The 21486-nt window shown below is 68.7% G+C and carries 16 protein-coding genes; 5 read left to right on the top strand and 11 right to left on the bottom strand.

The window, feature by feature from the left end:
- Positions 1–64: 64 nt before the first annotated feature.
- The 9 genes from ACFFGN_RS00980 to ACFFGN_RS00940 all read right to left on the bottom strand — a co-directional run bounded on the left by ACFFGN_RS00980 (position 65) and on the right by ACFFGN_RS00940 (position 12695).
- Positions 65–1309 carry a glutamate-5-semialdehyde dehydrogenase gene (locus ACFFGN_RS00980; protein WP_380043293.1) on the bottom strand — a complete coding sequence of 415 codons (1245 nt, stop codon included), beginning with the start codon at positions 1307–1309 and terminating at the stop codon, positions 65–67.
- Positions 1310–1921: 612 nt separating this feature from the next.
- Positions 1922–2539, bottom strand: a complete 618-nt coding sequence (locus ACFFGN_RS00975; RefSeq protein ID WP_380043292.1) for an HXXEE domain-containing protein — start codon at positions 2537–2539, stop codon at positions 1922–1924.
- The gene (proB, locus tag ACFFGN_RS00970) at positions 2536–3651 is read right to left on the bottom strand and encodes a glutamate 5-kinase (protein WP_380043291.1); all 1116 of its coding nucleotides are present in this window, start codon (positions 3649–3651) and stop codon (positions 2536–2538) included. The genes ACFFGN_RS00975 and proB overlap by 4 nt, the downstream gene beginning before the upstream one ends.
- Positions 3648–5198 carry a GTPase ObgE gene (gene obgE / locus ACFFGN_RS00965; RefSeq protein ID WP_380043290.1) on the bottom strand — a complete coding sequence of 517 codons (1551 nt, stop codon included), beginning with the start codon at positions 5196–5198 and terminating at the stop codon, positions 3648–3650. Before obgE ends, proB begins: the two co-directional genes overlap by 4 nt.
- Positions 5199–5331: 133 nt before the next feature.
- The gene (gene rpmA / locus ACFFGN_RS00960; RefSeq protein WP_380043289.1) at positions 5332–5598 is read right to left on the bottom strand and encodes a 50S ribosomal protein L27; all 267 of its coding nucleotides are present in this window, start codon (positions 5596–5598) and stop codon (positions 5332–5334) included.
- Positions 5599–5606: 8 nt separating this feature from the next.
- Positions 5607–5924 (bottom strand): 50S ribosomal protein L21, encoded by a 318-nt coding sequence (rplU, locus tag ACFFGN_RS00955; RefSeq protein WP_380043288.1) that lies wholly within the window; start codon positions 5922–5924, stop codon positions 5607–5609.
- A 142-nt stretch (positions 5925–6066) separates the two neighbouring features.
- Positions 6067–9396 (bottom strand): Rne/Rng family ribonuclease, encoded by a 3330-nt coding sequence (locus ACFFGN_RS00950; protein ID WP_380043287.1) that lies wholly within the window; start codon positions 9394–9396, stop codon positions 6067–6069.
- 139 nt (positions 9397–9535) lie between these two features.
- Complete coding sequence (locus tag ACFFGN_RS00945; RefSeq protein ID WP_380043286.1) at positions 9536–10366, bottom strand: TIGR03936 family radical SAM-associated protein; 831 nt, start codon at positions 10364–10366, stop codon at positions 9536–9538.
- Positions 10367–10400: 34 nt separating this feature from the next.
- Complete coding sequence (locus ACFFGN_RS00940) at positions 10401–12695, bottom strand: M64 family metallopeptidase (protein ID WP_380043285.1); 2295 nt, start codon at positions 12693–12695, stop codon at positions 10401–10403.
- A 242-nt stretch (positions 12696–12937) separates the two neighbouring features.
- On the opposite strand from ACFFGN_RS00940, the gene ACFFGN_RS00935 reads away from it, so the two are divergent.
- The 5 genes from ACFFGN_RS00935 (at position 12938) to ACFFGN_RS00915 (ending at position 18680) form a co-directional block, all read left to right on the top strand.
- Positions 12938–15019, top strand: a complete 2082-nt coding sequence (locus ACFFGN_RS00935; RefSeq protein WP_380043284.1) for a M14 family zinc carboxypeptidase — start codon at positions 12938–12940, stop codon at positions 15017–15019.
- Between the two features lie 150 nt (positions 15020–15169).
- Positions 15170–15949, top strand: a complete 780-nt coding sequence (locus tag ACFFGN_RS00930) for a lysophospholipid acyltransferase family protein (protein ID WP_380043283.1) — start codon at positions 15170–15172, stop codon at positions 15947–15949.
- Positions 15950–16000: 51 nt separating this feature from the next.
- The gene (locus ACFFGN_RS00925) at positions 16001–16876 is read left to right on the top strand and encodes a prephenate dehydratase (RefSeq protein WP_380043646.1); all 876 of its coding nucleotides are present in this window, start codon (positions 16001–16003) and stop codon (positions 16874–16876) included.
- Positions 16877–17096: 220 nt separating this feature from the next.
- Positions 17097–17489: a hypothetical protein gene (locus tag ACFFGN_RS00920; protein ID WP_380043282.1), complete on the top strand. Its 393-nt coding sequence runs from the start codon at positions 17097–17099 to the stop codon at positions 17487–17489.
- Positions 17490–17681: 192 nt separating this feature from the next.
- Positions 17682–18680 carry a GNAT family N-acetyltransferase gene (locus ACFFGN_RS00915; RefSeq protein ID WP_380043281.1) on the top strand — a complete coding sequence of 333 codons (999 nt, stop codon included), beginning with the start codon at positions 17682–17684 and terminating at the stop codon, positions 18678–18680.
- Between the two features lie 11 nt (positions 18681–18691).
- On the opposite strand, the gene ACFFGN_RS00910 is transcribed toward ACFFGN_RS00915, so the two are convergent.
- Together ACFFGN_RS00910 and pcaD are read right to left on the bottom strand one after the other, a co-directional pair.
- The gene (locus tag ACFFGN_RS00910) at positions 18692–20623 is read right to left on the bottom strand and encodes a TIGR03960 family B12-binding radical SAM protein (RefSeq protein WP_380043280.1); all 1932 of its coding nucleotides are present in this window, start codon (positions 20621–20623) and stop codon (positions 18692–18694) included.
- 79 nt (positions 20624–20702) lie between these two features.
- Positions 20703–21461: a 3-oxoadipate enol-lactonase gene (pcaD, locus tag ACFFGN_RS00905; protein WP_380043279.1), complete on the bottom strand. Its 759-nt coding sequence runs from the start codon at positions 21459–21461 to the stop codon at positions 20703–20705.
- Positions 21462–21486: the final 25 nt, after the last annotated feature.

Genomic DNA, 21486 nt, shown 5'->3' with positions numbered 1-21486 from the left:
GCCGACCGAAGGTGCTGGACGCCGGTCGTAGAAGCGGCGTCCGGAAGGGCCGAACTGTCTCGGATCAGCCCCGGATCTGGCCCTCGCCGACCACGACGTACTTCGTCGAGGTCATCTCCGGCAGGCCCATCGGCCCACGGGCGTGCAGCTTCTGGGTGGAGATCCCGATCTCGGCACCAAAGCCGAATTCCCCACCATCGGTGAACCGGGTACTCGCGTTCACCACCACCGCCGCGGAATCCACCGCCTGCACAAACCGGCGCGCGGCCGACTGCGACCTGGTCACGATCGCGTCGGTGTGGCCGGACCCGTACTGCCGGATGTGCCGCACAGCCGAATCCAGCGAATCCACCACTGCGGCGGACAGATCGAGCGAGTTGTACTCTGCCCCGAAGTCCTCCTCCGTCGCGGCAACCACATCCTTGCCGAGAGCAACCACCTTCGGGTCGCCGTGCACGGTGACCCCAGCCTCGGCCAACGCGGGCAGCGCCTTCGCCAGGAACGCCTCGGCCACATCCGCGTGCACCAGCAGGGATTCCGTCGCGTTGCACACGCTCGGGCGCTGGGTCTTCGCGTTCATCAGGATGCTCAAGGCTTGGTCAAGATCGGCTTCGGCATCCACGTACACGTGGCAGTTGCCGACGCCCGTCTCGATCACCGGCACGGTCGATTCGGACACCACGGCCTTGATCAACCCGGCACCACCGCGCGGGATCAACACATCCACCAGACCGCGAGCCTGCATCAGCTCCTTGACGGCTGCACGGTCCTCGGGCACCCCCTGGACCACGTCGGCGGGAAGACCAGTCGACTCGGCCGCATCACGCAGTACGCCGACGATGGCGGCATTCGACTTGGCGGCGGACGACGAACCGCGCAGCAGCACGGCGTTGCCCGACTTCAGGCAGATCCCAGCCGCGTCGGCGGTGACGTTCGGCCGGGCCTCGTAGATGATGCCGACCACGCCGAACGGAACTCGGACCTGACGCAGCTCCAGCCCATTCGGGAGGGTGTAGCCGCGGACGACCTCCCCCACCGGATCCACCAGGCCCGCGAGCTGCTCCAGCCCGACGGCCATCGCGTCCACCCGGCCTGGGTCGAGCGCGAGGCGGTCCACGGTGGACTCCGGCGTACCGGCTTCGCGGGCGGCGGCCACGTCGAGCGCGTTCGCCGCGACGATGTCGGTGGTGTGGTCGCGGAGGGCCTGGGCCATCGCCTTCAGCGCGGCGTCCTTGTCGGCGCGGGAAGCGGCCGCCAAGGCGTAGGAGGCCTCGCGGGCACGCTGGCAAAGCTGGATGATCTCGCTCACCCGACAATCGTAGGGCGAACGGCGACGGTGGTGTGTGCCGTGCCTGTTCTTCTGACTTGAGTTTACAGCGGAGGGCCTGTTTGAGCGGCCGGTTATCCACAGGGCGTGTGCTCAGATCGCTTACAGGTGGGCCGATTAGGCTCAGCGCCGAGTACTGCTGCACGGACTGGGCCGATGACCAGCTGCTGGACAGGTGATGTGGCGAGGCAGGATCCGGGCAACTCGTCGTGGGGCCTGCTTTCAGGAATGCCGACCTGGTCATGGGTCAGCGGGACAAGTCCATCTTGGTGAGTCCACTGGACATTTTCGGGGCCGGAAAATGGCTGGTGGACTCACTAAGATGGGCTGCGGCGGCAGACCACGCGAATCCGGGCCGCGGAGGCGTCGGCTGCTTGTCCAAGGGATGGCATGGCGCCCAGGGCGCCGCACGGTCCGCCAAGTCGGCCGGAAAGGGCCTCAACCCCACTTCGATTGGCGCCAAGCCCGCCGCTGGCGGTGCGGCCGTTGTGGTTCCAGCGCGAGTGCGGGCTGAGTGTGTGCAGTACGTGGGCTCGCGCGCTGACCGGACCGGGGAGGGACTCGGGGTCAGGCCTGACCTGGGAGGACTTGGGGTCAGGTAGAGGGGCGCGGCGGGTGCGGTGGTCGCGTTCGAGGGCTGTGGCGGAGGCGTGGGAGGCGGGCAAGGAGGTGGGCCGCGGGGACGGCTAGGGCTAGAGCGGTGGTCAAGGCTGGGTTGGTGGGGGCCTTGGGGATGTTGCGCATTTCGCGGCGGGCCCAGAGGGCGTATGGGATGACCACTAGCGGGGTTGTCATCAGGCCGGGTGTGTAGCGGCGAAGGGCGGCCGACTGGGCCAGATGCGTGACCGCATGCAAAGCAAAACCCGCCGAAGCGCTTTGGAATAAGGCACTTCGGCCTCCCGTGCGAGCGCCCTGGACGGATGCTGCTGCCATCACGACCCCGACCAGCCCGATCGCGGTCGCCGCCTCGGCACGGGACATCGGCAACGCCGAGCGCAAAACCGGGTCCAATCCGGAGTGCACCGACCCCGAAGGCACCCAGTGCGTCGCCCCCGGCGACGAGGGAGAGGTCGAAGGGAAGGTGGCGGGAAAGGCCGAGCGGAGCGCTGTGTTGATTTGGTCGGGTGCCTGGTGGGACCACCTGGGCATGGTGGCTAGTTCCTCGAGGTCATGGAGGATCCAGGCCGCTAGGAGGCCCCAGGCGAGCTTCATTTCAGGATGACGAGGTCGTCGCGGTGGACTACCTCGCGTTCGTACGAGGCGCCTAGTTCGCGAGCCAGATCCCGGGTCGAACGGCCTAGGAGATCCGGGAGTTCCGAGGCGTCGTAGTTCACCAGGCCGCGTGCGACGACCACGCCGTCGGGTGAGACCAGGTCGACGGGATCGCCGGCCGAGAAGACGCCTTCGACCTTGCTGATACCTGCCGGGAGGAGGGACGTACGGCGCTGAACGACGGCCCGTACGGCGCCTTCGTCCAGGCTGAGCCGGCCTAGGCCCGACGTGGCGTGGGCGAGCCACAGCAGCCGGGTCTTGCGACGTCGGCCCGTCGGGTGGAAGTACGTGCCGACCTTCTCGCCTCGGAGGGCCTCTCCCACTAGACCAGCCGAGGTGAGTACGACCGGGATGCTCGCCTCGGTAGCGATTCCAGCGGCCTCGACCTTCGTCTGCATGCCGCCAGTGCCTACGCCGGATGAGCCGGTACGGCCGATCTGCAAGGCCTGGAGGTCCGAAGGCCCACGAACCTCCGTCAGCATCGTCGTACCGGGCTTGCGGGGGTCACCGTCGTACAGACCGTCTACATCGGACAGCAGCACCAGCAGGTCGGCGTGGACCAGGTGGGACGTGAGAGCTGCGAGGCGGTCGTTGTCGCCGAAGCGAATCTCGGTGGTTGCGACGGTGTCGTTCTCGTTGACGATCGGTACGACGCCGAGCTCGAGTAGTCGCGCGAACGTCCGGAACGCGTTGCGGTAGTGGCTGCGCCGGGTGACGTCGTCAACGGTCAGTAGGACTTGTCCGACCTTCAGGCCGTGCGTGGCGAAGGCCTCGCTGTAGCGGGCCATCAGCAGACTCTGGCCTACGGAGGCGGCAGCCTGCTGGGTGGCGAGGTCGCGCGGGCGGGACCGCAGACCCATCGGAGTGAGACCTGCGGCGATCGCGCCGGAAGAAACCAGCACCACCTCGGTACCGTCGATGCGCCGGGCCGCGATCGCGTCGACGAGCAGGCGCATCCGGTCCAGGTCGATGCGTCCACGCTCGGTGAGCGAGGAGGAGCCGACCTTGACGACGATCCGGCCGGCTCCGGTGACCTGGGGCCGCAGGCTCATTCGATCGCGGCCTTCCGGGCGGCCTTGGCCGCGGCCTTCTCCGCCGCCTTCGCCTCGGCAGGGCTGAGGTCGACCTCGTCCTCGACCCAGCCCTTGCCGTACTCGGACAGGTCGGCGGGCGCTTCGAGCTCGCCCGCCTTGAAGGCGTGGTACTCCTCGTCCTTGTCGCGACGGCGCTTGACGGCCGGACGCGGCTCCTCAAGGCGGTGGTCCTCGCCACGGCGGGCCAGAATCTCGGCACCGGCCTGCACCTCGGGCGCGAAGTCGAACACGATCGCGTTCGGGCCGTCGCCGATGATGACGGCGTCACCCTCGACCGCGCCAAGCTTCAGCAGTTCGCGCTCGACACCAAGCCGATTCAAGCGGTCGGCCAGGTAGCCGGTGGCCTCGGCGTTGCCGAAGTCCGTCTGGCGGACCCAGCGCAGCGGCTTCTCCCCCTGTACGAGCCAGCCGTCGTCGGTCTTGATGACCTTGAACTCGGGCCCGCTGACGGCGGACGGCCGGATGATGATCCGGGTCGCCTCCGGCGCTGGCGTCTCCTCGCGACGGGTACGAACCACCTCGGCCATCGCGAACTTGAGGTCGTCCAGGCCCTCGTGGCTCGCGGTCGAGATCGGGAACACCTTCATACCGGCCTCGCGCAGCTCCGCGGTCACCATTTCGGCGATCTCGCGGGCGTCGGGCACGTCGATCTTGTTCAGCGCGACCAGGCGCGGCCGGTCCTCCAGCCCACCATGGGCGGCCAGCTCGGCCTCGATCACCTTGAGGTCGTTGAGCGGGTCGCGGCCCGGCTCGTACGTCGCGCAGTCGACCACGTGCACCAGGGCGGCGCAGCGCTCGACGTGGCGGAGGAAGTCGTGCCCAAGGCCGCGGCCTTCGCTCGCGCCCTCGATCAGGCCTGGTACGTCGGCCACGGTGAAGGTGGTCTCGCCCGCGACGACAACACCCAGGTTCGGGATCAGGGTCGTGAACGGGTAGTCCGCGATCTTCGGCCGGGCGCGGCTGATCGAGGCGACCAGCGAGGACTTCCCGGCGCTCGGGTAACCCACCAGGCCGACATCCGCGACGACCTTGAGCTCGAGCACGATCGTGCGGGCCTCGCCGTCCTCACCCAGCAGGGCGAAGCCGGGGGCCTTGCGGGCAGCACTGGCCAGTGAGGCGTTGCCGAGGCCGCCCTTACCGCCCTGGGCCGCGACGTACTCCGCGCCGGGGCCGACCAGGTCCGCGAGGACCTCGCCGTCGGGCGTGCTGACGACGGTGCCGTCGGGCACGGGCAGGATCACGTTGCCGCCGTTGGCGCCGGCCTGGTGATCGCCCTTGCCCTGGTCACCGTTCTTGGCGGAGCGGTGGCTGGACCGGTGGTAGTCGACCAGCGTGGTGACGTCGGGATCGACGCGCAGGATGACGCTGCCGCCGTCGCCGCCGTTACCGCCGTCGGGACCGCCGAGCGGCTTGAACTTCTCGCGGTGCACCGAGGCACAACCGTTTCCGCCGTTGCCACCGGTCACGTTGACGGTGACCCGGTCGACGAAGCTGGGAATTGCCATGGTGAACCTCTCCTACTGTTTGCCGTTGCCTCAAGCAACGCTTCTGCATGCTTCAGACAACAACGTGAAAGGCGGGCCGCGAAATTTCCGCGACCCGCCTCACTAAGGCTGTTACCGATACCGGGTGGCGGTACTACTCCGCCGCGACCGGGGTCGGCACGATGTTGACGACCCGGCGCCCGCGACGGGTACCGAACTCGACCTTGCCCTCCGCCAGCGCGAACAGCGTGTCGTCGCCGCCACGGCCGACGAGGCTGCCCGGGTGGAAGTGGGTGCCCCGCTGGCGAACGATGATCTCGCCGGCGTTGACCAGCTGACCGCCAAAACGCTTCACGCCGAGGCGCTGCGAGTTGGAGTCGCGACCGTTACGGGTGGACGCTGCGCCCTTTTTGTGTGCCATTTGTCAGCTCACTTCTTCTTAGCGTCGATCGCGGTGACCTTGACCTGGGTGTAGTGCTGGCGGTGCCCCTGGCGCTTGCGGTAACCGGTCTTGTTCTTGAACTTCAGGATGTGGATCTTGGGGCCCTTGGTCCGGCCCAAAACCTCAGCCGATACGGCAACCTTGGCCAGCGAAGCCGCATCGGTCGTCACGGTGTCGCCATCGACGACCATGACCGCCGGCAGGGTGACAGTGTCGCCCACCTCGTCGGTCAGGCTGTCGATCTCGATGACATCGCCGACGGCGACCTTCTGCTGGGTGCCGCCACTGCGCACGATCGCGTACACCGTGGATCTCGCTCTCTGTTTGTTCGGAAAAGTCTCTACACACACACTGCGGGGCCTGCGTCAGACCTGCTCGCGGCCCACACAAATGAGGCACGCGAGACGCGCGCCGAAAGGCAAGTTTACGGCGCGCGTCACAAGCGGGTCAAACTGGGGTCATCACACCGGTCGCCGCGGCGATCTCGGCCAGCCGCTGAGCAGCGTCACCGGGGTGTTCCGGCTGCTCCTCAACGGCGTCCTGCTTTGCCTTACCCCGGCCACGACCGCGCCGGGACGTCTTCTTCGCACCCTCGTCGGGCGCGTGACCGTTCGCGGCCGCCTGACCGCTCTGCTGGCCATTCTGGCCGTTCTGAGCGCCCGGGCCGGCCTGATGACCGTTCTGGCCGCCCTGGCTGTTCTGACCGCTCTGGCTGTTCTGGCCGCCTTGGCCGTTCTGCTGGCCACGGCCGCCATTACCGCCGCCACCCTGACCGCCGCCGGAGCCGGAGCCCGAACCGCCGTCGGACCGCTTCTTGGCGTCCTTCGGCTCGTCGTGCAGGATCAGCCCGCGCCCACCACAGTGGTCACAGTTCTCGCCGAAGGCCTCCAGCAGGCCGGTGCCGATCCGCTTCCGCGTCATCTGCACGAGGCCGAGCGATGTGACCTCCGCCACCTGATGCTTGGTCCGGTCGCGGCCCAGGCATTCGACCAGCCGGCGCAGGACCAGGTCCCGGTTCGACTCCAGCACCATGTCGATGAAGTCGACCACGATGATGCCGCCGATGTCGCGCAGCCGAAGCTGGCGCACGATCTCCTCGGCGGCCTCCAGGTTGTTCCTGGTGACGGTCTCCTCGAGGTTGCCCCCGGAGCCGGTGAACTTGCCGGTGTTGACGTCGACGACGGTCATCGCCTCGGTCCGGTCGATCACCAGCGAACCACCCGACGGCAGCCAGACCTTGCGGTCGAGCGCCTTCTTGATCTGCTCGTCGATCCGGTAGTTCGAGAACACGTCACCGGACTCCGGCGACCACTTCTCGACCCGGTCGGCCAGGTGCGGCGCGACGCCGGAGACGTACTCGCTGACCATGTCGAACGCGTTGTCGCCGGAGATGACCAGCTTCGCGAAGTCCTCGGTGAACAGGTCCCGGACCACGCGGATCAGCAGGTCGGGCTCGCCGTACAGCATCTGCGGGGCCTGGCCGGACTTCGACTTCTTCTCGATGTCCTCCCAGTACGCCTTCAGGCGGCTGACGTCGGCGGTCAGCTCCTCCTCCGAGGCGCCTTCGGCCGCGGTACGGACGATCACGCCCGCCTCGTCCGGAACGATGTCCTTGAGGATGCCCTTGAGGCGGTTCCGCTCGGTGTCCGGCAGCTTGCGGCTGATCCCGCCGTTGCCACCGCGCGGTACGTACACGACGTACCGGCCGGGCAGGCTGATCTGGTTGGTCAGGCGGGCGCCCTTGTGACCGATCGGGTCCTTGGTGACCTGGACGAGCACGGCCTGGCCCGACTTCAGCACGGCCTCGATCTTGCGCGGGCCGTTACCGGCGCCCAGCGTGGCCCAATCCACCTCACCGGCGTACAGCACGGCGTTGCGGCCCTTGCCGATGTCGATGAACGCGGCCTCCATGGAAGGCAGCACGTTCTGCACCCGGCCGAGGTACACGTTGCCGATCAGCGAGCTCTGCTCGGCCTGCGCGACGTAGTGCTCGACCAGCACGTTGTCCTCGGACACGGCGATCTGGGTGAGATCGTCGCGGGCCCGGATGACCATCGTGCGGTCGACCGACTCACGGCGGGCCAGGAACTCGGCCTCGGTGACGATCGGCGCGCGACGGCGGCCGGCGGCGCGACCCTCGCGGCGGCGCTGCTTCTTGGCCTCCATCCGGGTCGAGCCCTCGATGGCGGTGATCTCGTTCGCGGTGTTCTTGCTGCGGGGTTCGCGGACCCGGACGACGATCTCTTCGGGGTCATCCGGAGCGGCCGCGGCGTCCTCGCCCTTGCGGCGACGGCGGCGGCGACGGCGGCGCGAGGAAGAACCGCCCTCGCCGTCGGTGTCGTCGCCATCCTCGCCGTCGGCCTGGGCCTCGGCGTCGTCGTCCTGGCCGTCGGTCTCGCCCTCGGCGTTGTCCGCGGCGTCGGTCTCGTCGGAGTCGTCCGAACCGTCGGCGTCACCGTTCTTACGGCGGCGACGGCCTCCGCGACGACGACGGCGACGGCGGGTGCCCTCGCTCTCGCCCTCGGCGGCTTCGGTCTCTTCGGTCTCGTCGGCCTCGTCCTCGCCGTCGGTCTCCTCGAGCTCCGCGTCGACGTCCTCGTCCTCTTCGTCGGCCTCGACGGCAACCGGGGTCTCCTCGACCTGGTTGCGGCGCGACCGGCTCCGGCGCGAACGGCGCGGCGCCTCGTCGGCGTCACCCTCGCTCGGGACCTCAACGCTCGGCGTCTCGGTGACAGTCGTTTCGGCGGCCTCGTTGGCAGCGGCACCGCGCTCATCCACGGCGGCACCACGCGTACGGCGGCGACGGCTCGTGGTCGGGGCGGCCTCGGCCGGGGCGTCGGCCTCCGGCGCGGAGGTGGGCGCAGCGGGAACCTCGACCGGCGGCTGGAACAACACGGCCGCGACGGCGGGCGCACGGCGTCGGGTACGACGAGTGCTCTCGGGCGCTTCGGCCTGAACCTCGACCGGCGCCTCGGCAGGAGCCTCGGCGGCAACCGCAGCCTCGGCGTCCTCGGTGGAGTCCTCGGCGGAGGCGGCCTCGGCGAGCGCGCTTTCGGCGGCCTTGGCGGCGCGGTTGGAGCGGCTACGGGTACGACGGCTGGAACGGCTGCTGCCGCTTTCGGCCGGGGTCTCGGACCCCGCGGACTCGGCGGCAGAGGTCTCATCGGCGCCGGCGGTCGTGGCGGCGGCCGGAGCCTGCTCGGCATCGGCGGTCGGACCGTCGGTCACGGGCGAATCAGCCGACAGCAGGTCGGGCTGCGGCGCGGGCGCCTTCTTGGTCGCACGCTTGCGCGAGGTCTTCTTCGCCGGCGCGGCGTCAGCCGACGCAGCCTCGGCCGGAGCGGTCTCTACCGAAGCGGCCTCTGCCGAAGCGGTTTGAGCCGGAGCGGACTCGGCCGCGGTCTCAGCGGGGGCGAAGGCCTCGGCGGGCGCCTCGACCGGAGCGGCGGCGGCCTTCTTGGCCGTGCGCTTGGCGGGCGACTTCTTCGCGGCGGTCTTCGCAGCGGTGGTCTTGGCAGCCGCACTCTTGGCGGCGCGCTTGGTCGGCGCCGGCGCGGGGTCCGCGCTCGCGGCGTCGGACTGGGTGCTGACCTCGGCCTCAGGCGCCGATACCTCGGCGGCGGATGCGGCGGCCTTCTTGCTGGTTCGCTTCGCGGCGGTGCGCTTCGCGGTCTGGCCGGTGGCGCGCTTGCGGGCGGGACGGGACGAGGTGCCGGTCTCGCCGGTACTTCCGTCGGTCGCGCTCTCGTTTGTGGTGGTCGGCTCGTTTTCGAGCATGCGGTGCGGTCTCCTCAGGCCCCCGGCGCGCCCCCTGGCCCCTGTCACGGGCCCGGCGCAGCCGCAAGGCGGTCTCGGTTCGCCGCCCGCGACAGTGCCGGAGCGGCGGAAGCCTGCTGGATCCGCTCTCCCGCGGGTGCTAAGACGCAGGTGGAGCGGCGGCGTCGCTCTCCGCTGAATGCGTCTGGTGGGCGGGGTCCGCCTGTCCGGTCGCGGTCGCCTGGGTGGCGTCGCGGTCTCGGGCGAGCGGATCGTCCACAGTGCCGGTGTCCGCTTGCAGCGGCCCCTGCGCGAGCCTGGTCAATAAAGCCGGGCCCGTCACGGCGAGCGTCGCTACTTCGAGCACGCCGGCGAGAACGTCGTCGGGTCGAACAGACGGGGTTCCGTGCTGTACGACCACTTGCAGTATCGCACACGTCTGTGCGTCCGGCCCGCCAGTGACGACTGCGAGTCGGAGAACCGCTCCCCGGCAATCGAACGAGCGAATACCCCGTTTGGTCATGCGTTCGACCAGAACTTCTTCCGCCGCGAGGAATTGCTCGACCGCTTTGGCTGCCTCGTCAGGATCCGTACCGGGTAGGCGGATCTCCCACTCGCTGGCCTCCAGCTGGTCCGCCAGCGAACCCGGGCCAGCGACAACCACCTCGAGCACGTCCAGCCCGGGCGGCAGCGCCTCGTCGAGCGCCCGCCGGACCTGCTCGGGCTCCCGCTCGGATGTGAGCGAGATCTCCAAGTACTCCGCTTCGGAGGCGGCCCCGGTCGGCGCGGCGCCGGCGTACGAGATTTTCGGGTGCGGGCTGAATCCGTGCGAGAACGCCACCGGCAGCTCCGCCCGCCGGACGGCCCGCTCGAAGGCCCGCTGGAAGTCCCGGTGCGAGGTGAATCGCAGCCGCCCCCGCTTGGCGAAGCGGATCCTCAGCTTCTGGACGGCGGGCAACTGCTGTGACGGCGGGGCCTGAGTCGGTGACACCTCGCCATTCTGGCAGCCGCCGCCGGGAAACCGGTCAGAGCGTCGCGCATTGGCCTCCCCTGGGTCCGGCGACACGGTTCGGCGCCTGCAGATTCGTGGGCGCCTTGGTGTTGGCCGCACACCGCAACGGTCCCGCGATCGTGTTACCCGCGACGGCGGCGGGCTCACTGGTACGCGCGGCGGTGATCTCGACCGGACCGCCGATGGTGGAACCGATCACCTCGGCCGTGCCGGTGGTGCCGTTGAGGGCGACTGGTCCCGCGACCGTCGTCCGCAGCAAGTGGACCGCTGCCGCCGAAGTGGCCCGAACCGGACCGCCGATGAACGCGTCGGTCGCGACGAGGGTGGCGCCGGCCGCGACCTTGACCGGGCCGTTGATCCGCGCGCCGTTGAGGCAGGTGACACCGGAAGTGATCGTCAACGAGGCGTTGTGCGTGCCGGTCAGGGTTCGTCCGCAGGCGGCGGGTGAGCGCAGCAGGGTGGCGACGAACCTGCGCGGGTCACCAACGTTGCCTGCCGCATCGATCGCGCGGTACTCGATGCCGTGCCGCCCATAACCAGGCGGTACGTCGTCCCACGGCACGATCCGGGCCGGGCCGAGTTTGCCGTAGACGAGCGAGTCGATGACCGTGCCTTCGGCGGTGAAGGTGAACGGTTTGCTCGCGTCGGTCGGCCAGCCGAAGTAGTTGTACCAACCGTCGCCGTTGACCCGGAACTCAGGCACGACGTAGCCGTCGGTGTCGTCCGAGGTGGTGAGCCCCATCGTGAACGGACCGTTGTAGATGTACTCCGGGCCGGTCGCCTTCTGAACCGTGACCAGCGGTTTCGACATCTGGTGTTCCACCAGGGCTTCGCGGGCGTCGATCGTCCACGTCCGGGTGGAAGCGCCGACCGAGGCGGTCAGCGTGTGCCTGCCGGTCAGGCCCAGCGGCGCCAGCTCCAGGTCGCGGTCGTTGCCCGGGTTGGCGACGGGCTTGCCGTCGACCTGCCAGGAAACGGCCGGTACGGCGTCGTCGGCCTGCGTCGTCTCGACGTACACGACCTGATCGCCGCCCACCGGGTGGTCCACCGAGGTCGAGGCCACGATCTCGGGCTCCGCGTCGAACGATCCGGCCGAGAGCGAGGCGTTGACCGTCCAGGTCCGGCTGGCGGTTGGGCGGACGGCCGGGTCCCGGATGAAGTCGGTCGGGTCGGTCACGGTCGCCTTCAGCGTGTGCGCACCGGTCAGGCCGAGCTTCGCCAGATCCAGCTGGCGCCGGTTGTCCGTGCCCTGAACTGGGACGCCGTCCAGCGTCCAGGTCACGTCGAGCTCATGCGACAGCGGGTGCAACGTCTGCAACCACACCACCTGGTCGCCCGCGACGGGCCCGGTAGTCGGCGTACTCGCCTGGAACAAGGCCGCGCGGGACGAGATGCGCTGCGTCATCCGCTCGCGGGAGACCTGGTCGAAGTAGTAGCCGAGCACCTTCATCATCGAGTGCCGGCTGGGCCGCCAGACACCCGATCCCGCATACAACCCGGCCTCGTAGCGGCCGATCACGCCGCCGGACTCACTCGGCTCCCCCAGCCATCGGAACCACTTCTTCTGCTGAGCGGCCATCTGCTGCTCGGTCAGCAGGGTGTGGTGGATCGAGGTGGGCTCGCCACCCTCGTAGGGCGCGCCACGCTCGCCGCGGGCGTAGTAGTCGTACTCATCCTGCAGTCCGCCGAGGGAGTGCCCGAGTTCATGCGGGGTGATCAGCGCGGACATCGCGTTGCCACCGGAGGCGGTCGCGTAGGTCCCGCCGGTACCGCCGTAGGTGTCACTGTTGCCGATGGCAAGGACCTGGCGATTGGCCGCGGTGGTGCCGGGCACGAGATCGGCGTACTTGATGGCCGCGGCGGTGCCGACCACCAGGGCACGTTGCACGCTTGCGGGATTGCAACCGCCCCAGAAGCCCATGTTCAAAGGGGTTTCGACCTTGGGTGAGGTCAGGTTCGGATCGCAGTCGACGCCACTTTGCGGTGACGGGATCTCGATCGCGTAGACGTTGACGTAGCTGCGATAGGACTTGAACGGCTCGATGCTCCACAACACGTTCAGGTGTTTGTCCACCTGCTCGCGGAACTTCGGCAGCTCGGCCGCGGTGTAGCCGTCGCCCATCACGACCAGGTTGAACCGCGACGACGCGGGCCCGGTCACCTGGATCGGCACCACCTTCGCCGCCGGCTCAGCCGCCGCCAGTGGCGCCTCGAGTGGCGCCGAGGCCGCCGGCGCCAAGGGCAGCGCCGCCAAAGCCGTCGCCGCCACCGTGCCCGCCGCGAGCAGCCGTCGGAACCGAATCCGCATGATGAGCCTCCACCCCACGTCAGGCAGATCCCGGGCGGAACCTGACCACCCCAAAGGCTACGGACCGCCACCGACAATTGTCAGCGCGTGTCCGCGAAGGGTTTCCCGCGAAATCCCGCGCCGATCCGGCCGGACCGCTCGACTTCGGCGGTACGGCGGGTGAGCATGTGCGCACAGGTCGTACCGCGTCCGCCTGCCCGGCACCCGCCAGCCGCGGTCCGACAGAGTGGGGGTACGCCCGTATGACATGGACGAAGCGCCGCAGTACCGCGGTGGTCGGATGCGCGGCCGCTGTCGCCGCGGTGGCCACCGGGCTGCAGGGATTACCTGCCCCGGCCCAGGCCGAACCGCCGCCGGACAATCGATCACAACTGCTCGACGTGAGTACGCCGACCCGGGCCGATCGCGACAAGCTGATCAAGCTGGGTTTCGACGTGACCGAGCAGGCCGACGCCGACTCCGTCACGGTGTTCGCCGGTGACGAGCGCGAGCGCAGCCTGCTGAAGTCCGCCGGCTACGAGTGGACCGTCAAGGTCGCCGACGTCACCGAGCAGAACCGCCTCGACCGCGCCGCCGACGCCCGGTACGCCGCCGCGACGGCCGTCTCACCGCTGCCCAGCGGCCGGGACTCGTACCGGCGTCTGCCGGACTACGAGGCGGACCTGGCTCTGCTGGCCAAGAAGTACCCGAAGCTGGTCAAGCCGATCACGCTGCCCTACAAGTCCGGCGAAGGCCGCACGGTCCGGGGCATCGAGATCACCACCAACCCGGCCAACGTGAACGACGGTAAGCCCGTGTTCTTCCTGATGGGCGCGCACCACGCCCGCGAATGGCCGTCGGGTGAGACCGCGATGGAGTACGCGTTCGACCTGGTGAAGAACTTCGGCAAGGACAAGCGGATCACCTCGATCGTGCACAAGACCCGCACCATCGTCGTACCGATCGTGAACGTGGATGGCTTCAACACCTCCCGGGAAGCCCTGCCGAAGGGTGACTTCTCGAAGTTCGACTATGAGATGAAGCGCAAGAGCTGTGAGGTGACGGCCAAGACGCTGCCCGAGGAAATGGGTGGCGACTGTGGCAACAACCCGCAGGGCGTTGAGCGTGGTACCGACCCGAACCGGAACTACCCGGGCTTCTGGGGTGGACCGGGCGCAAGCTCCAACTACCGCAGTACGACGTACCGCGGCGACGGCCCGTCGATCCTGCCCGAGGTCCAGAACGTGCGCTGGGTCGTCTCGAACCGCCAGGTGACGGGTCTAGTCACCCTGCACACCTTCTCGAACCTCGTACTGCGTCCGCCGGGCCTACTGGCCGCAGGCGCTCCGCCGGACGAGCCCGTCTACAAGGCGCTCGGAGCCTCCCTGGCCGGTGCCAACGGCTACGTCAACCAGCCGAGCTACCAGCTGTACGACACCACCGGTACGACCGAGGACTGGAGCTACTGGGCCACGGGTGGCTTCGGCTTCACCTTCGAGATCGGATCCGCCTTCCACCCGCCGTACGCCGAAGGGGTGGTCGCGCATTACCTCGGCCAGGCCCCCGCGCCCGGCGCCGGTAAGGGCGGTAACCGCGAGGCGCTGCTGCGGATGAGCGAGGCGACGGGCAACGCCAAGCTGCACTCGACCATTCTTGGCGCCACCACGCCCGGCCGGACCCTGAAGATCAGCAAGACCTTCCAGACGCCGACCTCGCCGGTGATCCAGCCGGACGGCACGACGAAGGACCCGATCATCTACACCGACCGGCTCGAGTCGAGCCTGGACACCGGCCTCGGTCTGTTCAAGTGGTCGGTCAACCCGTCCACCCGGCCGTACGTCGCCGGCCGCTGGGGCCGTGACCCGGTCGCGCCGACGCAACCTGGTGTGACGCTGACGAACCCGGCGGGCATTCCGGCCAAGGGCCAGTCCGAGACGGCGACGTTCACGATCAAGGCGCCGCCGGAGGCCGACAACGGCAAGGCCACGATCAAGATCGGCTGGAACAAGCCGAGTGTGGACTGGGACGTGTACATCATCGGGCCGGACGGCAAGCAGGTCGCGCAGGCGGCCTCGGTGGCCGATCCGGAGGTGGCCGTGCTGCTTGACCCGGTTCCGGGGAACTACACCGTTCGGGTGGAGAACTTCGACGGTGGCGAGACGGCCGACTGGACCGGCTCGGTCGAGTTCGCTCCGCCCACGCCGGCGTCGTACACCGGCGTGAAGGAGAGCTGGAAGCTGAGCTGCTACACCAAGGGCGGCAAGCTGCTGGGCAATCGCGACGTGACCGTCGACCGGGGCAAGACGGTCTGGGTCGGCGACCCTTGCCGCCGCTTCAAGGGCTGACCGGCTGACAGCCGCTTCAAGGGCTGACCGGGCTGATACCAGTGGGGGCGGTGGACCTTCCGGCGATTCCAGGATCGCCGGAAGGTTCACCTGCCCGGGCCCGGGTACGGCATCATGAGTGCCCCGAGCACGTGAGGAAAGGGACCATCGATGACGGAACCGGCGGCACCGGTCGACCCGGCCATGGACGCCGGCGCGGGTGACGGCAAGGGCATCTACTGGATGCTCAAGCACGTGCTGCTCGGCCCGCCCGTGCGCCGCGTCTTCCGCCCCAAGGTCGAGGGCGCCGAGCATATTCCGGCGACCGGACCGGCGATCATCGCCAGTAACCACCTCTCGTACGCGGACTGGATCTTCATGCCGCTGGTGGTCGACCGGCGCGTCACGTTCGTGGCCAAGTCCGACTACTTCGTCGGCGGCGGGCTCAAGGGCCGGTTCCAGCGCGGGTTCTTCAAGGGCACCGGCCAGGTCCCGATCGACCGGACCGGCGGTTCCGCCTCCGACGGCGCGCTCAAGGCCGGGCTGAAGGTGCTCGACCGGGGTGAGCTGTTCGGCATCTATCCCGAGGGCACCCGGTCGCACGACGGCAAGCTCTACAAGGGCCGTACCGGTGTCGCCCGGCTGGCCCTGGAGGCCAAGGTGCCGGTGATTCCCTGCGGTGTGATCGGTACCGACGTGGTCGCCCCGCCCGGCAAGGTGGTCGCCTCGCTGGCCTCCCCCACGGTGAAGTTCGGCGAGCCACTCGACTTCTCCCGGTACGACGGCATGGAGGGCGACCGTCTCATCCTTCGGGCGGTCACCGACGAGATCATGTACAAGATCATGGAGCTGTCCGGCCAGGAATACGTGGATCTTTACGCCACCAAGGCCAAGGAACTGGCCGGCCGGGCGGTCACCGGGGCGCCGAAGAAGGTCCGCAAGGCCGACTAGCGTTCCGGAGCGAGGCGCTCAGCCGAGTAAGCTCGGGGTGTGACTCAGGGTGTGAACGGACCGATCGCGTACCAAGGTGAGCCCGGCGCCAACTCGGCGATGGCCTGCACCGAGATGTTCCCCGGCCGCGAGCAGTTGCCGTGCACCACCTTCGAGGACGCGCTGGAGGCGGTGACCAGTGGCCGGGCCGAGCTGGCGATGATCCCGATCGACAACTCGATCGCCGGCCGGGTCGCCGATATCCACCACCTGCTGCCGGAATCCGGGCTGCACATCATCGGCGAGCACTTCCTGCCGATCCACTTCCAGCTGATGGTTGCCCCAGGCACGGAACTCGCCCAGATCAAGACCGTGCGCAGCCACGTGCATGCGCTCGGCCAGTGCCGCAAGATCATCCGCGAGCACGGCTGGTCGACCGTCGTCACCGACGACACCGCGGGCGCGGCCCGGGAGGTGTCCGAACTGGGCGATCCGACCGTCGCGGCGCTGTCCCCCTTCGCGGCCGCCGAGTTGTACGGGCTGGACATCCTCGCCCGCGATGTCGAGGACGAGCACCACAACACCACCCGGTTCCTGGTGCTGTCGCGCGAGACCAACATCCCGCCGGTCGGCTCCGGCCCGATGGTGACCAGCTTCGTGTACCGCGTACGCAACGTGCCCGCGGCGCTTTACAAGGCGCTCGGCGGGTTCGCGACCAACGGCGTCAACATGAGCAAGCTGGAGTCGTACCAGCTCGGTACCTTCTTCGCCACCCAGTTCTACGCCGATGTCGAGGGCCATCCCGAGGACCCGAGCGTGGCCCTCGCGCTCGAGGAACTGGCCTTCTTCTCGGTCGAGGTGCGCCTGCTCGGCGTCTACCCGGCGCACCCCTATCGCGCCAAGATCGCCGAACCGCTCGAAAACCGCGCCCTCCGCCCCCACCACTGACCCCTCGCCCGGGCGCCGTACGTCCCCTGGGTTGCATTCATTCGTCGGAATCTGCCCTCGTGGCGCGCACCGACCCGTGTACGCAAGCCTCGGAAAAGGGCAGATTCCGACGACTGAATGCCATGGCCGTTAGCTGCCGGTCGGAGAGGTCCCTTTCGGTAAGCGATTCCCCTATGCTTCCCTCTCGTTGAAAGTTTCTTACGACGACAGAGGGGATCTCGTGAACCTGAACCGTGCTCGCATTGTCACTGTGCTGTCCGCCATCCTGCTCGCCTTCGGTGGGCTCGTCGCCACCACCGCACCGGCCCAGGCCTCGTCGCAGGCGTGTGACCTCCGGGTCGCGAAGAACGTCAACTACAGCGCCCTCATGCTGTACGTCGGTACCGGGCTGGACGGCTGCTCCACCAGCGTCACCGAGGTCTTGGTAGAGCTCCAGTTCGCACCGGCCGCCGCTGGTCCGTACGTCACCACCGCCCAGAACTACGCCTACTCCGGTGGCGCCGCTTGGTTCGAGGAGGCCGACGGCCGCGGCTGCGGCTACTACATCGGCGTCGCCCGCTGGCAGGACCAGGTGGAAACCACCCCGGACCCGGTCTACGCCTGCTTCGGCTGACCTCGTCGTGGCGGCCGGTGGCGATCCGCCCGGCCGCCACGGGCTGCATTCATTCGTCGGAATCTGCCCTCTCAGCGCGCACCAACCTGTGCACGCAGACGTCAGAAGAGGGCAGATTCCGACGAATGAATGCCACGGCGTGGCCGGTTAACCGGTCGCCGGGTGGACCGCGCGTGGATAGGGTCGCGCGCAATGGAACTCATTGAGATCGACGGCGTTGACGCCGCACAGTTCGCCCGTTTCCACGCGCTCCGCGACGACGTACGGCGCCACGACCAGGAATTCCCCGTCGGCCTCGGACTCACCGAGTGCCAGGTGCTGTTCGCCCGGCAGGACGCCGACCTACGGGTCGAAGGCCTTGCCGTGGTCGACGGCGACACCTGGCTCGGGATGGCCTGGCTGGACTGGTGGCTGCAGGAGAACACGCACATCGTCGAGGTGGAAATAGCGGTTCACCCGGCTCATCGTCGCCGCGGCGCCGGTACCTTCCTGCTGAAGGCCGCGACCGCTCGGGCGAAGGCGGCGGGTCGGACGGTGCTGTCGACCACGATCCTCGGCGACTACGAGACCGGCGATAGCGCTGGTACGGCGTTCGCCGCGGCGCGTGGGTTCAGCCGCAAGCACACGGAGTACCACCAGGTCTTCGAACTGCCGATGGCGGCGGAGCGGCTCGACGAGCTGGAAGCGCGGATCGCCGGGCAGCACGACGAGTACCGGTTGGTGCAGTGGCGCGAGCACACCCCGGACGAGTGGATCGAGCAGTTCGCCGACGCGTTGAGCGTGATGGGCGAGGAGGTTCCGATGGGCGAGCTGGATCGAGAACCGATGCGCTGGACGCCGGAGCGGATCCGCCAGGCCGAAGAACGACGGCTCGAGCAGGGCCGGTTCTGCCACACCACGGCAGCCATCGCGCCCGACGGCACCCTGGCGGCGTACACCCAGATGGGCGGGGCCGCGGGCAATCCGGAACGCCTGTACCAGTGGGACACGCTAGTCCGGCCCGAGCACCGCGGCCGGCGCCTCGGCATGGGCGTGAAGATCCCGAACCTGCGGTCATTGCAGGCCGAGCTGGATCACCCGGCCGTGCTGCACACCTGGAACGCGGTGGAGAACGGCCCGATGATCGCCGTCAACAAGTACCTCGGCTTCCGCCCGGTGGCGCAACGCACCAACTGGCAGCAGACCCTCTAAACAGCTGAGGGTCAGACGACCGAGAGCGGCAGGAGCTTTTTGCCGGTGGGGCCGATCTGGATCTCGGTGCCCATCTGCGGGCAGACGCCGCAGTCGAAGCACGGGGTCCAGCGGCAGTCCTCGACCTCGATGCCACCGTCGGGCTCGAGCGCGTCCTGCCAGTCCTCCCACAGCCAGTCCCGGTCGAGGCCGGAATCCAGGTGGTCCCAGGGCAGGACCTCGGCGTACTCCCGCTCACGCGTCGTGTACCAGGCGAGATCGACCGGCTCGCCGGCCAGCGCGGTCTCGGTGGCGGCGACCCACTTGTCGTACGAGAAGTGCTCGCTCCAGCCGTCGAACCGGCCGCCGTCGCGCCAGACCTGCTCGATCACGCGGCCGACCCGGCGGTCACCGCGCGACAGCAGGCCTTCGATGATGCCGGGCTTGCCGTCGTGGTACCGGAAACCGATGGCCTTCGCGTACTGCTTCTCGCTGCGCAGGGCGTCGCGGAGCTTGGCCAGCCGCGCGTCGGTACCCTCGGCGTCGAGCTGCGAGGCCCACTGGAACGGCGTGTGCGGCTTCGGCACGAATCCGCCGATCGACACCGTGCAACGAATATCCCGGCGGCCGGAGACCTCGCGGCCGGTCTGGATCACGCGCTTGGCGAGATCGGCGATGGCCAGCACGTCCTCGTCGGTCTCGGTGGGCAGACCGCACATGAAGTACAGCTTCACCTGGCGCCAGCCGTGGCTGTACGCCGCGGCGACGGTGTTGATCAGGTCTTCCTCGGTGACCATCTTATTGATCACCTTGCGCATCCGGTCCGAACCGCCCTCGGGGGCGAACGTCAGACCCGAGCGCCGGCCATTGCGGGAGAACTCGTTGGCCAGCGTGATGTTGAACGCGTCGACCCGGGTGGACGGCAGCGACAGCGACACGTTGCTGCCCTCATACCGATCGCCGAGGCCCTTGGCGACCTCCGCGATCTCGGAGTGGTCGGCGCTGGAAAGCGACAGCAGGCCGACCTCCTCGAACCCGGACTGCTTGAGGCCGTTCTCGATCATGTCGCCGATCGTGGTGATGCTGCGCTCGCGCACCGGCCGGGTGATCATGCCCGCCTGGCAGAACCGGCAGCCGCGCGTACAACCGCGGAAGATCTCGACCGAGTAGCGCTCGTGCACGGTCTCGGCCAGCGGCACCAGCGGCTTGCGCGGGTACGGCCAGGCGTCGAGGTCCATCACGGTGTGCTTCGCGGTCCGCCACGGCACACCCGGGCGGTTCGGCGCGACGCGCTTGATCCGGCCATCGGGCAGGTACTCGACGGTGAAGAACTTCGGCACGTAGACGCCACCCGACGCCGCGAGGCGCATCAGCAGCTCGTCACGCCCGCCGGGACGGCCCTCGTCCTTCCATTCCCGGATGACCTCCGAGATGGCCAGCACGATCTCTTCGCCGTCACCGAGCACGGCCGCGTCGATGAAGTCCGCGATCGGCTCCGGGTTGAACGCGGAGTGACCACCGGTCAGCACGATCGGATCGTCGTCGCCGCGGTCCACGGCGTACAGCGGGATGCCGGCCAGGTCGAGCGCGGTCAGCATGTTCGTATAGCCGAGCTCGGTGGAGAACGAGATGCCGAACACGTCGAACGCCCGCACCGGGCGGTGGCTGTCCAGCGTGAACTGCGGGATCTCGTTGTCGCGGAGAACCTTCTCCATGTCCGGCCAGACCGCGTAGGTCCGCTCGGCCAGGATCCAGTCCCGCTCGTTGAGCACCTCGTACAGAATCTGGACGCCCTGGTTCGGCAGACCGACCTCGTAGGCGTCGGGATACATCAGCGCCCAGCGCACGGTCGCCGCGTCCCAGTCCTTACTGACCGAGTTGAGCTCACCGCCGACGTACTGGATCGGCTTCTGCACCGTCGGCAGCAGCGGCTCCAGGCGAGGGAACAGGGATTCAACAGTCATCAAAGAGGAACTTCCACCCGGCAACAGAAACCCCACCAGCCTAACCCCCGCGCTCTACCGCTATTACCACCACCACCGTTCAGCGCAGGTGGTGGGCCAGCAGCGTGGTGAGGTGCTCGGGGTGGGCCAGGTTGATCAGGTGGGCCGAGTTCTCGATCAGCTCGAACTGGGAGCCTGGAATCGCGTCCGCAACGGCTCGTACGGCGTCGGCCGGTACGGACTCGTCCTGGTCTGCCGCGATCAGCAGGGTCGGTACGTCGATCGAGGCCAGCCCGTCGCGCAAGTCCATCGCGCCGATGGCCTCGCAGCAGGCGGCGTACCCCTCGTCGGGGGTGTTCACCACCTGGTGGCGGACAGCAGCGACTAGACCCGGGCTGGCCTTCGCGAAGTCCGGGAGGAACCACCGGCCGATGGCGGCGTCCGCGACGGCCTCAGTGCCCTTGGTCCGCACCAGCTCGGCACGCTCGGTCCACATCTGCGGAGAGCCACCAGCCACGGCAGGCGCGCACAGGAGCGCGAAGGCCTTGAACCGCTCAGGCGCGTTCTGCGCGAGCCAGAGGCCGACCATGCCACCGATCGAGATTCCGGCGTACGACGCCTGCTGCACGCCGAGGTGGTCCATTAGCTCGAGGATCGCTCCACCGAGATCAGCCATCTTGTACGGCCCAGGCGGTGTCTCCGAGCCGCCGTGCCCGAGGTGGTCGAAGGCCACTACCCGGAACCGCCCGGCCAATGCGTCTACTTGCGCCTGCCAGAGCAGGTGGGTCGTCCCGAGGGCGGAACCGAGAAGGACAACGGGAGCGTTCGAAGGACCGGTTGCCAGGTAGTTCAAAGCCATACCGAATACCTTAGCTTCGCTCGCG

The organism is Kribbella deserti, from assembly GCF_042434725.1.
Classification (GTDB): domain Bacteria; phylum Actinomycetota; class Actinomycetes; order Propionibacteriales; family Kribbellaceae; genus Kribbella; species Kribbella deserti.
Note: the sequence above shows the minus strand (reverse complement) of the source record. Positions and strands in the feature narration are given on the sequence as shown.

Bases quoted from the DNA above. Each gene is read 5' to 3' on its own strand.
- ACFFGN_RS00915 (WP_380043281.1), top strand. From the start codon at position 17,682: ATGGAACTCATTGAGATCGACGGCGTTGACGCCGCACAGTTCGCCCGT.
- rpmA (WP_380043289.1), bottom strand. From the start codon at position 5,598: ATGGCACACAAAAAGGGCGCAGCGTCCACCCGTAACGGTCGCGACTCC.
- ACFFGN_RS00935 (WP_380043284.1), top strand. From the start codon at position 12,938: ATGACATGGACGAAGCGCCGCAGTACCGCGGTGGTCGGATGCGCGGCC.
- ACFFGN_RS00930 (WP_380043283.1), top strand. From the start codon at position 15,170: ATGACGGAACCGGCGGCACCGGTCGACCCGGCCATGGACGCCGGCGCG.
- ACFFGN_RS00950 (WP_380043287.1), bottom strand. From the start codon at position 9,396: ATGCTCGAAAACGAGCCGACCACCACAAACGAGAGCGCGACCGACGGA.
- ACFFGN_RS00940 (WP_380043285.1), bottom strand. From the start codon at position 12,695: ATGCGGATTCGGTTCCGACGGCTGCTCGCGGCGGGCACGGTGGCGGCG.
- ACFFGN_RS00910 (WP_380043280.1), bottom strand. From the start codon at position 20,623: ATGACTGTTGAATCCCTGTTCCCTCGCCTGGAGCCGCTGCTGCCGACG.
- pcaD (WP_380043279.1), bottom strand. From the start codon at position 21,461: ATGGCTTTGAACTACCTGGCAACCGGTCCTTCGAACGCTCCCGTTGTC.
- proB (WP_380043291.1), bottom strand. From the start codon at position 3,651: ATGAGCCTGCGGCCCCAGGTCACCGGAGCCGGCCGGATCGTCGTCAAG.
- obgE (WP_380043290.1), bottom strand. From the start codon at position 5,198: ATGGCAATTCCCAGCTTCGTCGACCGGGTCACCGTCAACGTGACCGGT.
- ACFFGN_RS00975 (WP_380043292.1), bottom strand. From the start codon at position 2,539: ATGAAGCTCGCCTGGGGCCTCCTAGCGGCCTGGATCCTCCATGACCTC.